We start from the raw sequence: 14827 nt of genomic DNA on the forward strand, positions 1-14827 counted from the left end.
TATTTTCTGTAATGAAACATTTTTTAAACATTATTTTTAAAAATAGTAAGAGGCTGACCAGGGTAATTGATCGTGCCCTGTCAGCCCCTTTTTTAGTCTTATTAAACTTGCCTGTTGATTTCCACTCCAGGTGCTCCCTTTCCGCGGGGGAGTCCGGGAGCCTCCCTCGGCGCAAGCGCCTGTGGGGTCTCCCGTGACACCTTCTCCCGCAGGAGTCTCGCACCTTCCGCTCCAATCAACAGAGTGCTTAAAAATAACATTGTTCTTTAACACAGCGTTCATATTAAAAATCTTAAAGAATGGTTGTCTGTTCTTTGTTGTCTTCTTCATTACTTTTTGCTGGTTTAAATAGGAGTCCGGAAAATGTTTTGATCATATGCTTTGTTTGGGATTCGATTTTATCTGATATGTGAGCGATTCGTTCAAAAAATAATGCTTTTAGGCTGTCAAGCTGACGGTCCATTTTATGAGCGAGTGCCTCCTGGTGGTCAATTCTTTCCATCACAGTTTGGTGATAAACATCTTGAACCTCTAATTTTGAGGAAAGATTTCGCTGGTTTTCTTGCATTTGCTCATTTAATTCATGGGAGAACTTTTCAAGATCAGTTAATTTTTTTAATAATGTATTGGTAATTTGGTCTTGAGTTGTTAATTGGGCAAGGAGCGCCTGATGGAAAATTTCTTCTTTGCTGGCTAATTGAGTGAGCTTGTCATGGTCCTTATTTATTTGCTCTAGTTTTTCAGTAACGGCTGCTTCCAAATGGGTTAAGTTCGACAGTATCAGTTCCTGAGCTTCGTTTTGGTGTTCAATTCTTGCTGTGATTGTTTCATGTTGGTTTTTGTGGCTAACAATCTCATTTTCGAACAGGTTGTTAATCGATTCAATTGAATCGGCTAATTTTTGATTGATTGATTCTTGGTGTCTTAACAGCTCCTCCATATATTGAAGACGGTAAATATCCTGATTTGATCCTGAATCTTCTGGTATGGATAAATGGACCTTTGATTCAGCTTGTTTATTTTGGAATAAATTCATCTTTTCACCTCGATTACGTATTTTAAGGGCAGTACTCTTTATCCTATGTAAAAATAATGAATTTTGTTAGAACCGCTGTTGCATCTGTAGAGAAAGAAAGATTCGGTTTTATAACCATTTAAATAGGTTTTATAGTATGATAATGGGAACTACATTAGTAGAAGAGGTGATGTGATTGCGCCCAATTGTGTTAGGAATTTTTGCGGCCTTCTTTTTTGCATTTACGTTCGTGCTCAACCGGTCAATGGAGCTTGAAGGGGGAAGCTGGATTTGGAGTGCTTCGCTACGCTATTTTCTAATGGTTCCCTTTTTGTTTTTAATCGTATTCATTAGAGGGAATGTGGGACCGTTATTTGTACATATGAAAAATCATTATTGGCAATGGCTCCTTTGGAGTTCAGTCGGATTTGGCTTATTTTATGCTCCACTATGCTTTGCAGCCGCTTATGGACCAGGCTGGTTAATTGCAAGTACTTGGCAAATTACGATTATTTCAGGATCACTCCTTGTCCCGCTTTTTTATATTACGATAGAAACAAAGAACGGTCCCATGAAAGTCCGTGGGAAAATCCCATATAGGGGACTGGCCATGTCCATGATTATTGTTGTGGGTGTAGTCATTATGCAAATTGATCATGCAACTCAGCTTTCTCTGGCACAAGCGGCCTTGTCTATTGTCCCGCTCATTGTTGCCTCGTTTGCTTATCCTTTAGGGAATCGAAAAATGATGGACCTTTGTCAAAGTAATCTGGACGTTTATCAACGGGTATTGGGAATGACGATGGCTAGTTTACCGTTTTGGATCATTCTTTCTATGGTTGGTTTATGGACAGTAGGAAGTCCTAGTTGGGACCAAGTCGTTCAATCGGGAGCAGTAGCTTTATTTTCGGGTGTCTTTGCGACCGTGTTATTTTTTGCGGCAACTGATTTAGTGCGAGGAAATATGCAAAAGCTTGCAGCTGTTGAAGCAACACAGTCGTTAGAGGTTGTTTTTGCGTTAGCAGGGGAGGTTTTCGTTCTTTCCAGCCCTTTTCCATCCCTACTATCTAGTACCGGAATGGTGCTCGTAATTGGGGGAATGATTCTACATAGTCTTATGTCTGTAAGGAAAAGGAGCTCTGCCAAGCCAAGAGCAGTTCAGCTTTAAGGGAAGCTTTTCATTTGTGATTTTTGCCTTTCATTAAAGGACAAGATATGATAAATAAAAAACAACAAAAAGGTGATTAAGATGAAGTGTAAGATTAATCGTATGGCAGCAAAAGCGTTAAATGAAATGTTAGCTAATAATGATGCAGCTGATGGAAAAATGCTTCGTGTTTATATTACACATATGCATGGAGACCATGCTCACTATGATATAAAATTTGATACCCCGACTGAACATGATGAAATTGTCAAAACCGATAAAGGAATCGACATTTTATTAGATAAACGGGAAGAATTTCTTGATGGGGTATGGATTCAATATTTCCAAGTACCGAAAGAGGAATTTGTCATTACGAACCCGTCAAAAGCAGGACATCACCACCATCATTAATTCATGTTTGAGTTAAAGCCAGGGAAAATCATTCCTTTGGCTTTTTTTATTTGTATGGAAATATTTCTCTTCTTATAATTTTTCTTCAGTCGAGAAAACTAAACTTGATGAGTCATAAAGGGGTGAGGCGGAATGATTTTTTTTGCTTGTACAAAACATGATGAATCCGATCCTAAAAATTACAATGGAATCGAAGTAACAACTTTAGGAGATCCGAATATCGTTGTCGCAACATTTAATTCCTATGACCCGCTATACGATTATCAAAATTTTATTAGCTGGACGGAAAGTATAGGAGATGATAATGTCGGTTTTTGTGATAGTCTTAAAGCATTTGCGAAAAGCTATAAAAATGTCTCAGAGCATGATTCTGCTTTAATGCTGTCCATGGTTTATGGTGATCACCAAGATTGTGAAGATCAATAAAAAATTTAAAAAAAGGATGCGGTGAATATGTCATTAGAATGGTTTGATCGAGTATGTGGTGAACTTGAGGATCATCTTGAATCGATTTGTGCAAAATACGATCAAGTGGGTCATATGACCATTGAACGTGGAGCAAAGTATCCGAGAATTGAATTTTTTGTTGAGACCGAGGATGATGAACGGGTATATTTTTGCACGATATCCTATGATCCGGCACACGAGGATTTCTTTTATGAATCATTTGACGCTGACTTAGGGCAGACCTCGAGGGTGGTTTTATTTGATATCGAGGATATTGTTGATGCGGTTCATGAGAGCTTACATGACTTTATCAATGATGACGATGAAATAGATGAAGATGTACTAGTCGCTGTTGAAGATGATGATTTTGATGAGGAAGAATACCATATGGCCGAAGCCGATGAACCTAGAGATATTTTTGAAGAAATTGATGTGGAATGGGAAACCCCTGAAGTGACAGCATACATGGAAGAGGATGATGTTGAGGTTACATACCAATTTGGAATTGTAACTGAAACAGGAGATGGAGTACTCCGAAGAGTAAACCGTATTTGGACAGACGATGATGAAATGATTAGGGATGAGTCAAATTTTATCTTTAGCAAAGAGGAAGCTAGTACGATCATCGCTATGATTGCATCCCATATGGATAAAATGAGCAATTTCGAAACTGATTTCTCTTAAGGAACAAATGGGCTTCTAACTAGATTTTTTAGTTAGAAGCTTTGTTTGTTCAGCGCGATTGATCATATATGCGGACATACGTTCCGCTATTTTTCCAAAAAAGTGTTGTTTTGTTGGTTAAACGGACACCAGATTCCTTATTTGTTAAAATGAGAGGCTGATTTGCTTGTTTTTACTACATTAACGGATCGTGTGTCCGTTAAAATGTATTTAATAGGCAATATGGTCAAAATAAGGGCCTCTATGTCCGCCAAATACCCTAACTTCGTTCAACTAAGGATCTATAATAAAGAAAACTCGCCAGCAAAATTGGCGAGTTTTCCCTTTGTTAAGACCAAGCCCAAATTACTCTTGACCAGTTACACAGTAATTATAGAATTGGCGACAAAAGGCGTGAAATGGATTCTTTTGTTTGAATCATGATCGAGCGTTTTTGGTATTTTTCCGGCGTTAATTCGGAGGAATGTTGAATATCTTCCGCGAATATCTTGACTAATTTCTGGGCTGTTTCTGAGTGATACAAAAAGGCGTTAACCTCAAAATTCAATCGGAAACTACGAACATCAATATTTGCTGTTCCGACTGAGGCAATTTGACCATCGACAACTATCATTTTGGCATGGAGGAACCCGTTTTCATAAGTGAAAATCTTTACGCCGGCTCTTAATAATTGCCCTGCATTAGAGTAGGTTGCCCAATAAACAAATGGGTGGTCAGGCTTATTCGGAATCATGATTTGCACATCAACACCCGAAAAGGCTGCTATTTTAAGCGCATCCAATAAACTTTCATCAGGGATAAGATAGGGCGTTTGAATATAGACATATTTTTTGGCGGATAAAATCATTTTTATATAGCCGTGTTTAATCTGTTCCCATTCTGAATCCGGCCCGCTCGAAACGATTTGAATCCCAATTTCCCCTTGTTTTGCTAAGGTTGGGTAGTAATAATCTTTAAAGGAGATTTTGACTTTTGAGGCTTGGTTCCAGTCAAGCATGAATCTCGATTGGAGATTGTTCACCGCTTCTCCCTCTATCCTCAGGTGAGTATCCCGCCAATAGCCGAATTTTGGATTTAACCCTAAATACTCATTGCCGATATTGAAACCACCAATATAGCCAATTTTGCTGTCAATAATGGCCATCTTACGATGATTTCGGTAATTCACCCGCAGGTTGATTAACGGAATTTTTCCTGGAAAGAACGATTCAATCTTACCGCCTGCCTGCTCAATTTGTTTTTTAAAGCGCCTCGATAAATATCTCGAACCGCTGTCATCATATAGCACCCTGACCTCTACGCCTTGCCTTGCTTTCGCTGCAAGAGCATCAGAGATTTTTCTGCCTAAGTCATCATCACGGATTATATAGTAGATTAAATGGATATGTTCTGTTGCACTATAAATGTCGCTTAACAATGCATCAAATTTTTCGTGCCCATCTGTAAAAATTCGCAGACCGTTATTTTCGGTAAACAATGCCTCATTGTTATTTAAATGTAAGTAAATAAGGTCCTTGTATTCATGAATGACCGGCTGCCGAAATTCGGAACGGTTTTCCTCAATTAACTTCATCTGAGCAAATACCGCTCTTTGTAAATATGTATGTTCATGTTTATCCCATTTAAAGATTCTTCTTCTGCTTAAATTTTGACCGAAAATGATATATAAAATAAATCCTAACACAGGGATAAAAAATAATACCATTAACCACGCCCATGTTGCACTAACATTTCGCCGTTCTAGGAATACTACGATACCGGCTAACAACAAATTCAATACCATAAAAATCCCTAATAGTACGGTCGTTATTTGCATTATATTCTCCTCTCTTGTCATTCTTTATTATAGTAGAACATATATAGGATGAAGTTTCAATAATTGCTGTGATTTGGAGGAAATGGGATAATAAGGACAGGTTATGAGGAGGGATGAAATTTAATGAAGTCACTGCTGTCAAAACTGCACACTATTTGTAACTTATATCCACTTAAGAGAAAAACGATCATTGTTGAATCGCACGCAATCGGAGAAGAGCTAATTGAGGCTATTTCCAATCATGGGCAATTTGCCATCAATCTTTCCTATAAGACTACACGAGACCTTGCATTGGAATATTTTGAGTTGCATTCAACGACACCTGGCAATTTTTTAGAACATACAGTTGGAACCCATCTTACATACCAGTTTCTTAAGAAATTAAGGGACAATGTTCAATTTCGCTATTTTTCCAAATTAGAAATAACACCTTCATTTAGTCATGCAATTTATCAAACCATCCAAACCCTTCGTTTAGCCAATTTTACTTCGAAATCCTTAAAAGCTGAGCTGTTTCTTTCACCTGAAAAAGGAGAAGATATAGTTTTACTTATGACAGAATTTGAACATCTATTACAAAGCCTCCATTTCATGGACGATGCTGAACTTTACCGTAAAGTGATGTCTTTTGAACCGCCACAAGCCGATGACATTTTCATTTTACAATCCAATTTACCATTGACCCAACTTGAAGAACAATTTCTTACCAAGCTGCTCAACGAAAATGTTTATAAGCTTCCTCTAGAACATGTGTATGGGATTGATATTCCTGAGCGGACAAGCCTGCGGTCTATTGCCTGGGAAGGAACATCTCCATTCAGTTATCTCTATCAACCGGGGGCGAGTAAAGAAAAGGCCAATCTCGCTATTTTTATAGCCAAAACAGAAGACATTGAAGTGAAGCGAATAGTTAAGGTTCTGATTGACAGCAATACAAAATTAGACGAAGCAGCTGTATATTATACGAATCCGGAGCCATACGTAACCTTGTTTTACCACTTATCCGAAAGTATGAGTCTTCCGATTACCTTTGGGGAAGGAATTCCTGTTTCCTTCAGCCGCCCGGGCAGGCTCGTGGCCTTGTTAAAGGAGTGGATTCAATCCAACTATAGTTTGCCCGTATTTTTGACAATGTTAAATGAAAATATCATTGAACTTGAAGATGGTGCACCATCTAAAGTAAAGATAATGAAATATCTTCGTGATTGTCAGATTGGCTGGGGGAAAGACCGTTACGTGTCTAGGCTGCAAGCGGAGATGAATCGCCTAAATGAAAAAATGGACCAGCAAGACAGCTCCTCCAATATTGAACGATACGAAACAAGAATCAGAGAATTAAGCTGGCTCATGCAAATGTTTAAAAAAATGTTTAAGCATTTACCAGCGGTCGAACCAACCATCAACTTCAAGTCTTTGTTATCAGGAATAGAGTATTTTCTTTCCAAAATTGCGCGTGCGACATCGATTACCGATCAGTCAGCAAAAATCGATCTTATAGAAGAAATCCAAAAAATCATTCCGTATTCAAATCAAGATATGAAAAACTATGATGCATTCGAGAAGCTGATGGACCTGCTGATGTCCGTGAAAATCAATCGGTCGCGGCCGAAGCCAGGCCATTTACATGTAACTTCGTTCAAACAAGGGATATACCAAAATCGTTCCAAGCTTTTTATCGTCGGATTGGACAACCGAAGATTTCCAGGTGATTCAAGTGAGAATCCGTTACTGCTTGATGCAGAAAGAATGAAATTAGGGAGCGGTCTTCCATTAATGAGGGAAAAAGGAAAGGAAACCATTTATACGATGCTCCAGGTTTTTGCTCAGGCCGAGGGCGAAATTACCGCTAGCTTTTCAAATTTTGATATCTGTGAGAACCGAACCGTAAGTCCTGCCCACCTTTTTCTGCAATGCTATCGAATGGTAATCAACAATCATAATGCAGATTATCAGGATTTATCCGCGGTTTCTGTGTGTACTTCTGCACCTGTCATCGAACCACTGGATTTTTGGAGCAAAGAACTTAATACAGAGCAATCCCGCCATGTGGGTGAAGACATTCTGAACCAGTTTCCTAACATTAGGAGGGGAAGAAAGGCAGAAGAAGCAAGGAATACTGATTTATTTACTGAATTTGATGGACGAGTAAATATTAATCCGGAAAGCTATGACCCGAGAATAAATTTAGAAAAAAAGATGACTGCAGGGAAGCTAGAAACATTGGCAACATGTCCGTATTCTTATTTTCTGCAAGAAATATTAGGGGTTCGTCCAGTGGAGGAAGTCCATTTCGATCCTTATCGATGGTTAGATCCGCCAACGAGGGGAAGTTTAATTCACGAAATCTTTGAAACGTTTTATAAAAAAGTAACCGAGAATGCCGAGACACCTTTTTTCAACACACATAAAGCTGCCATTATTGAAATAGCAAACGACTTAATTCAGAGACAAACAGCCGTAACACCTCCGCCAAGCCAACGTGTATTTGAGAAGGAAACGGAAGACATTTATAACTGTTGTATGATCTTTTTAAAAGAAGAGGAAGAACATTGTAAACATCATTCACCAAAATATTTTGAGTATTCATTTGGGATCGGCTCCATCGAACCTGCGAAAATACAGCTTCCTTCCGGGGAGGTAATGAGTCTTGCGGGGAAAATAGACCGAGTGGACGAAACGAATATTGGTAAATATCATATTATCGATTATAAAACGGGAAGCACCTATGGTTATGGAATGAATAAGCCATTTAAAGGAGGCCGGCAGCTCCAGCATTTTGTTTATGCACTAGCCATAGAACAACACTTAAAATTAGCTGACGGTGCAGTCGAAGAAAGCAGTTATTATTTTCCAACAACGAAGGGATATGGACAACGCTTTTCTAGAAAACAAGATCATCGATTACGAGAGAATGGATTGGATTTGTTAGAGAAGCTCATCAATGTAATTCGCTCCGGTCAATTTCCAATGACAGATGATGCAAATGATTGTACTTACTGCAAGTTTCAGGCTGCCTGCCGCAGAAGCTTCTATGATCCTAGCATTCTAGAGGCAAAACGGATGGATCAATCGGTTAATGGACTCAACAATTTCAGGGGGGTTCGAGCATATGAATAACCAAATCATTGACCAATCTGCCCGTGATAAAATTACATTTGATCTTCAAACGAATTTTTTGGTTGAAGCGGGTGCGGGGTCGGGAAAAACAAAAAGCCTTGTAGACCGAATGGTGAATCTTATTTATACCGGATCATGTGAAATCAATGAAATTGTGGCCATCACCTTTACAAGAAAAGCGGCTGATGAATTAAAGATTCGCTTTCAAAGCATGTTAGAAAAAACATGGAAAGAGGAGCAAAAAGATAAGGAAAAGCATCGTTTAGAAGTGGCACTCCAAAATATCGAAAGTTGCTTCTTGGGAACAGTTCATGCATTTTGTGCGAAATTGTTGCGGGAACGTCCGATTGAGGCCGGTTTGGATCTCAATTTCTCTGAGCTTGAGGAAGGCGATGATGTAGAGCTTCTAGAAGAGGCGTGGCAAGTTTATCTATATAAACTTCAACAGGAAAATTCAGGGGAATTACAGAAAATCTATGAATTGGGAATGACAGTTGATCAATTGTTTCATTGTTTAAAAGAAATGAAGGAATATCCTGATGTGTTATGGGTAACAACCAAAATGGAGAAACCTGATTTAAGCGCTCCTTTTAAGTCATTTATTAAATTAGTCAAGGAGGCGCAAAATTCAATCCCTGAGCAGGAACCAGATAAAGGCTATGACTCTCTTCAAAAAACAATTGTAATCGCCTGTAAAAAAGAGCGCCATATCGATCCAAAAAAAGATCGGGATTTGATCGAGTTTTATGAGTTGTTTAACAAGAACTTAAAACCAACCTTGAATCGTTGGAAAACGAAAGAGGATGCAAAATATTATGCGGAGCGGATTTCTTCGGAATTTGAACAGTTCATTAAGCCTTTAATAAAGCAATGGAAGGAGAATTGTCATCCTATTATTGTTGCTTTTTTACAGGGGGCTCTTGCCGAATATGAAAAACTTAAATCCGAACGATCCCTTTTAAACTTTCAGGATCTGTTATTAAATGCAGCTCATTTACTTAAAGAAAATCCACCTGTACGAAAGTATTTTCAGGAAAAATACAAAGTTTTACTGATTGATGAATTTCAGGACACTGATCCAATCCAGGCTGAGCTGATGTTTTTTTTAGTAAGTGAAAATATTCATGAAAAAAACTGGATTAGCTGTCGCCCCAAACCGGGCTCTTTGTTCATTGTTGGTGACCCGAAGCAAGCAATCTACCGATTCCGCAGGGCCGATATTGACACGTATAATCGCGTGAAACAGTTAATGGAGGAACACGGCGGTGAAGTATTACAGCTAACAATGAATTTTAGAACGCTCGATTGTGTTACGACCAAATTAAATAGTATTTTTGCAAACTACTTGCCTCAGCAAGAAACTCTTTATCAAGCAGCTTACCGTCCATTAAACTCGTTTCATTTAGACGATGGAAAAGGTTTTACCGGAATGAACAGATTGACTGTTCCGTCGGATTATACACTGAAACAAGACATCATGACGAAGGATGCAGAAAATATCGCTGCTGCGATTCTTAATCTGATGGAAAGAGGCTACTCTCCTAAGGATTTCATGGTGTTAACGCGATATACAGAGGGGATTGCCTTTTATGCCAATATTATTGAACAAGCCGGGGTTCCAGTCAGTATAAGCGGAGAAATCGTCATCGGGGAAATAAAAGAGTTCCAAGAACTTGAGATGTTAATGCAAGTGTTCACCGATCCAGCAGATGAGGTAAGTCTAATTGGAGCTATGCGAGGAATGTTCTTTGGAATCAGTGATGAGGAACTGTATCGGTTGAAAATGGCTGGTGGCAGCTTTTCGATTTATAGCGAGCTACCGTCATCATTGGATACCGAGCTAAAAGAACGGTTCGACGAGACGTTTGCTAAACTAAGATTATATCAAAAATGGATTCGGACCTTGGCCCCGACTGTGGCAATTGAAAAGGTAATAGAAGATATCGGCCTTCCTGTTTTATTAATGAACAGCGGCCAAAGTAAGCGTGCGTACAAAAGTTTAATGCAAATTTTAGCAGCGCTTCGCAAACAAGAAGCGAACGGAAACACGACCTTCAAACAAGTCACAACTTTATTAGTAGAAATGATAAATGAAAAAACAGTAGTCGCGAACCTTGAAGAGGATGCAGATGCAGTTCGAGTCATGAATGTTCATAAAGCAAAAGGGTTGGAGGCGCCAATCGTTTTCCTTGCTCACCCGGCAAAGCAGGTTAGCACTGATTCATTTTTATCCAAGCACATAAAGCGTGAAGATTTTCTTTCTAAAGGCTACTTTTGCTTCCGAGTAAAAAATGGAAATGTTCAAAAAGACTTGGCACTGCCATTTAATTGGGAGGTATTCAAAGAAGAGGAGCTTTTATACTTAGCGGAAGAAGAACTCCGGATTTTATATGTTGCAGCAACAAGAGCAGAAAAGGCGTTAATCATTAGCTCAAGTGCAAAAAGTGATAAGAAAAATCCTTGGGAACCTCTTTTCATAATTGATGAAATAATCGAGTTGGAGATAACAAATGAGACGCCAATTTTGTCTACCTATATGTCCGAGTCGATCCTCATCGAGGAATACAACCAAGCATCTTTAACAATGGAGAAACTCAAGAATTTGAATGAGAAAAGCTATGATCACTGGAATCCCACTAAAGAAAAGGATTTCTCCACTGTGTCCTTTATTGAACGAGAGGAAGGCGGTGGAAAGCAATTCGGTTCTTTCATTCATGATGTTTTAGAAAAAGTGGTACAGGGAACTGTGAGTTTGGATGCTTATTTAAAAATAGCCATGGAAAAATACTCGATACAAACAGAGCGGACAGAAGAAATAAAAGAGTGGGTTTCTCGTTTTATGATGACCTCTATTTGGGCAGAGCTTAAAATCGCAGAAGAAATTATTACCGAGGTACCCTTTACGTTTAAGGTAAAGAAAGAGCAGCCATTGTATTTAAGTGTGGCCAAATCTGAGCCGCATCAAGACCACCCTATCTTAGTTAAAGGTATCATTGATCTTATTTATAAACTAGAGGATGGCTGGGTGATTGTTGATTATAAAACGGATCGTCCAAAAAATCCTGAAGACATTCCTAAGCTAGCCAGCTTTTATCAAAGTCAGCTATCCTTTTATAAAGATGCTTGGGAGGAATTAACAAAAGAAAAAGTAAGCAAAACAATCCTTTATTTTATCGCGGTTGATTCATTGTATATAGAATAGGTTTTGTTTTAATAAGGGTCTGACTCTCAAAAAATTATGGGAGCAGACCCTGTTTATTTTTCTCCAAAAACCGCAGAAAATTGTAGAATAGTAGGATGAATCAGCATGATGTAAGTTTAAGCCAGCAAATTTAAAATTAATAAAAGGAATTTCACTTTTCACATAGAATAATCGTACGATAGGAGAAGTTATCTGAATAGATTATTTAATGAGTAATAGGAATGGAGTAAAGGTCATATGGGAAACCAAAAATTAATCAAGTTTTCTGAACGGATCTTTTATTTATCGGCATCACATGAGACGGATCGCCCCATTTTGGGAGCAATCATCGGGGACCAACATGTTTTAATGGTGGATGGAGGGAACTCGCCAAAGCATATAAACCTATTTTATAAAGAATTAGCCGACCATGGAATTCCAAAACCTTCTTTTGTTGTATTAACTCATTGGCATTGGGATCATATTTTTGGACTTTCACAGTTTAATATACCAATCATTGCCCACATAAAAACCGCTAACCACATGCTTCGATTGCAAGGGCTAAAGTGGGATGATGCTTCATTAAATGAACGTGTTCAAACAGGTAAAGAAACTTCCTTTTGTGCCGAAATGATTAAAAAAGAGTTTAAAGACAAAAGGGATATTCAAATCTGCATGCCAAACATCCTATTCGAAGATAAGCTATTCATCGATTTAGGTAATCTTACGTGTCAAATTGAGCATGTAGGCGGGGACCATTCCGATGATTCTACGGTTATATATGTACAAGACGAACAATTTTTATTTTTAGGAGATTGTAATTCCTGCGATATTTACTCAGAGAAGCGGCAATATACAAAAGCGAATGTAGTACCCCTTTTAGAACGGTTAGAACGTTTTCAGGCTCAATGGTATCTGCATTCGCACTCAGAACCGATTAACCGCACCGAGTTTCTCCAGGAAAATCGAGAGTGTCGTTCCATTTTAGAAAGCTTAAATAAACATGGTGAACATTTAGACTTAATTTGCAAAGATGTTCAACCCATATTTGGCCGAAACTTAACGCAGGATGATCTTGAGTTCATTCAATATTTTATTAATGGAAAAAATTCGAATTAAAAATCAAATGGTAAACTCGAAAAAAATAGAAGGATAGGTAAAATTTACTCTCCGTTTTTTCTAGACAAACGAAAAAACGGAGAGTAATATATTTCGTATATTCAAAAATTCAAATATATAGATATTGCGAGGGTGGTTTTTTAGTGAAGAGCTTTATGAATGGTTTTAATGATTATTCTATCGAAAGCTTTAGAAGAGATTTTCTGTCAGGGACGATCGTTGGTGTGATTGCAATCCCCCTCGGAATGGCGTTTGCGATTGCTTCTGGAGTAAAACCGGAATATGGGATCTACACGACGATTATCGCAGGAATTCTCATATCACTTTTCGGAGGATCAAAATTTCAAATTGCCGGTCCAACAGGTGCATTCATTCCTGTTTTATTAGGAGTAGTCATGACATATGGCTATGAGAATTTATTAATTGCAGGATTTATGGCTGGTATTATGCTATTTTTGATGGGTCTATTTAAATTAGGCTCACTTATAAAATATATACCTCGTCCAGTAACAATTGGGTTTACGTCCGGAATTGCCGTGATTATTTTTACCGGCCAGATTGCTAGCTTCTTAGGGCTTACAGGAATAAAGAAACACGAGGAGTTTATCGCTAATATTGGTGAGATTGTCCAGCATTTCAATACAATTAATATATATAGTGTCATCACGTCTGCTATTTGTTTAGTGATTATTTTACTGACGCCAAAATGGGTTCCGAAAGTTCCAGGACCGTTAATTGGCCTGTTAGTATCAACTTTAGTAGCAACTCTGTTTTTTTCGGGACAAGTGGCGACTATTGGTTCAGCCTATGGGGAAATCCCCAATAATTTGCCTAGTTTTCACCTGCCTGATTTCTCCTTAGAAAAAATGATGCTAATGCTTCAGCCAGCATTTGTGATTGCTATCTTAGGAGGAATAGAATCATTGCTTTCCGCCGTGGTAGCAGATGGGATGTCTGGTACAAAACACAATAGTAATAAAGAACTGATCGGCCAAGGAATTGCAAATATGGTAACGCCATTATTTGGCGGTATTCCTGCTACAGGTGCCATTGCCAGAACGGCGACCAATATTAAAAACGGGGCAGTATCCCCCATGTCAGGAATCATCCACGGTCTTATTGTTCTGTTAGTACTGTTACTGTTTGCACCATATGCTTCCCATATTCCGTTAGCCAGTATGGCCCCAATCTTAATGGTAGTGGCTTGGAATATGAGTGAGCGCAAAGCATTTGCACACGTTTTATTTACAAAAACCAGTGACTCTTTTATTTTGGTTATCACATTTTTATTAACGGTATTTTCCAATCTAACCATCGCTGTCGAGGTGGGGTTAATATTGGCGGCAATCTTATTTGTAAAGAGAATGAGTGGATTATTAACAGTAGCAAAAGTGCTGCCTGATCATTCATCAGAGGATAAAAAGGTTGCACCTTACGTGGTACATGACGGGCATGACTGTCCGCAAATTGGCATTTTTACTATAGAAGGACCTCTGTTCTTTGGGGCTGCGCAAATGTTTGAACAGTCCATTATGTCGACGATTAATCACCGTCCATTGGTGCTCATCTTACGGATGGGGAAGGTTCCTTACATGGACACAACGGGAGAGGGGACATTAACGAGCATTGTCCGACATTATCAAAAACATGGTGGTACTATTTTAATCTCAGGAATTCAAGCACAGCCAATGGAGGTTTTAAGAAAAACAGGACTGCTTCATGAAATCGGGAACAATCACTTTTTTGAACATACTGGAGATGCCATTGATTATGCGCTTACCCATTTAAATTATCATAAATGCGTTGGCTGTCGAAACTTCGCCTTCCAAGAATGCTCACAATTGTCGAAACACCAAGAAATTGGAGGAAAAATGACACTTCAAGTATAAT

The 14827-nt window shown here is 38.6% G+C and carries 10 protein-coding genes; 8 read left to right on the forward strand and 2 right to left on the reverse strand.

Annotated features, from left to right (window positions below; genetic code table 11):
• Positions 1–292 precede the first annotated feature (292 nt).
• On the reverse strand, positions 293–1036 hold the full coding sequence (locus tag ACI48O_RS13530; protein ID WP_435562350.1) for a hypothetical protein: 744 nt from the start codon (positions 1034–1036) through the stop codon (positions 293–295).
• A gap of 175 nt (positions 1037–1211) precedes the next feature.
• On the opposite strand from ACI48O_RS13530, the gene ACI48O_RS13535 reads away from it, so the two are divergent.
• The 4 genes from ACI48O_RS13535 to ACI48O_RS13550 all read left to right on the forward strand — a co-directional run bounded on the left by ACI48O_RS13535 (position 1212) and on the right by ACI48O_RS13550 (position 3704).
• Positions 1212–2183 (forward strand): DMT family transporter, encoded by a 972-nt coding sequence (locus ACI48O_RS13535; protein WP_435562351.1) that lies wholly within the window; start codon positions 1212–1214, stop codon positions 2181–2183.
• A gap of 81 nt (positions 2184–2264) precedes the next feature.
• Positions 2265–2573: an iron-sulfur cluster assembly accessory protein gene (locus ACI48O_RS13540; RefSeq protein ID WP_435562352.1), complete on the forward strand. Its 309-nt coding sequence runs from the start codon at positions 2265–2267 to the stop codon at positions 2571–2573.
• Between the two features lie 132 nt (positions 2574–2705).
• A complete protein-coding gene (locus ACI48O_RS13545) occupies positions 2706–2999 on the forward strand; it encodes a hypothetical protein (protein ID WP_435562353.1) in 294 nt (97 codons plus the stop codon).
• Between the two features lie 27 nt (positions 3000–3026).
• Positions 3027–3704 carry a hypothetical protein gene (locus ACI48O_RS13550; RefSeq protein ID WP_435562354.1) on the forward strand — a complete coding sequence of 226 codons (678 nt, stop codon included), beginning with the start codon at positions 3027–3029 and terminating at the stop codon, positions 3702–3704.
• A 370-nt stretch (positions 3705–4074) separates the two neighbouring features.
• Here ACI48O_RS13550 and cls read toward each other — a convergent pair whose 3' ends face one another.
• Complete coding sequence (gene cls / locus ACI48O_RS13555; RefSeq protein ID WP_435562355.1) at positions 4075–5520, reverse strand: cardiolipin synthase; 1446 nt, start codon at positions 5518–5520, stop codon at positions 4075–4077.
• Between the two features lie 123 nt (positions 5521–5643).
• Here cls and ACI48O_RS13560 point away from each other — a divergent pair, with 123 nt between their 5' ends.
• The 4 genes from ACI48O_RS13560 (at position 5644) to ACI48O_RS13575 (ending at position 14826) form a co-directional block, all read left to right on the forward strand.
• Complete coding sequence (locus ACI48O_RS13560; protein WP_435562356.1) at positions 5644–8637, forward strand: PD-(D/E)XK nuclease family protein; 2994 nt, start codon at positions 5644–5646, stop codon at positions 8635–8637.
• On the forward strand, positions 8630–11839 hold the full coding sequence (locus ACI48O_RS13565) for a UvrD-helicase domain-containing protein (RefSeq protein ID WP_435562357.1): 3210 nt from the start codon (positions 8630–8632) through the stop codon (positions 11837–11839). Before ACI48O_RS13560 ends, ACI48O_RS13565 begins: the two co-directional genes overlap by 8 nt.
• 237 nt (positions 11840–12076) lie before the next feature.
• Positions 12077–12937, forward strand: coding sequence for an MBL fold metallo-hydrolase (locus tag ACI48O_RS13570; protein ID WP_435562358.1), 861 nt, complete (start codon positions 12077–12079; stop codon positions 12935–12937).
• A 155-nt stretch (positions 12938–13092) separates the two neighbouring features.
• Entirely contained in the window at positions 13093–14826 is a 1734-nt protein-coding gene (locus ACI48O_RS13575) for a SulP family inorganic anion transporter (RefSeq protein ID WP_435562435.1), read from the forward strand.
• The last annotated feature ends 1 nt before the right edge of the window (position 14827 follow it).

This window comes from Neobacillus terrisolis (genome assembly GCF_051233475.1).
In the GTDB taxonomy this organism is placed as follows: Bacteria; Bacillota; Bacilli; order Bacillales; family Cytobacillaceae; genus Bacillus_BU.

Bases quoted from the DNA above. Each gene is read 5' to 3' on its own strand.
- ACI48O_RS13530 (WP_435562350.1), bottom strand. From the start codon at position 1,036: ATGAATTTATTCCAAAATAAACAAGCTGAATCAAAGGTCCATTTATCC.
- ACI48O_RS13540 (WP_435562352.1), top strand. From the start codon at position 2,265: ATGAAGTGTAAGATTAATCGTATGGCAGCAAAAGCGTTAAATGAAATG.
- ACI48O_RS13545 (WP_435562353.1), top strand. From the start codon at position 2,706: ATGATTTTTTTTGCTTGTACAAAACATGATGAATCCGATCCTAAAAAT.
- ACI48O_RS13550 (WP_435562354.1), top strand. From the start codon at position 3,027: ATGTCATTAGAATGGTTTGATCGAGTATGTGGTGAACTTGAGGATCAT.
- cls (WP_435562355.1), bottom strand. From the start codon at position 5,520: ATGCAAATAACGACCGTACTATTAGGGATTTTTATGGTATTGAATTTG.
- ACI48O_RS13560 (WP_435562356.1), top strand. From the start codon at position 5,644: ATGAAGTCACTGCTGTCAAAACTGCACACTATTTGTAACTTATATCCA.
- ACI48O_RS13565 (WP_435562357.1), top strand. From the start codon at position 8,630: ATGAATAACCAAATCATTGACCAATCTGCCCGTGATAAAATTACATTT.
- ACI48O_RS13570 (WP_435562358.1), top strand. From the start codon at position 12,077: ATGGGAAACCAAAAATTAATCAAGTTTTCTGAACGGATCTTTTATTTA.
- ACI48O_RS13575 (WP_435562435.1), top strand. From the start codon at position 13,093: ATGAATGGTTTTAATGATTATTCTATCGAAAGCTTTAGAAGAGATTTT.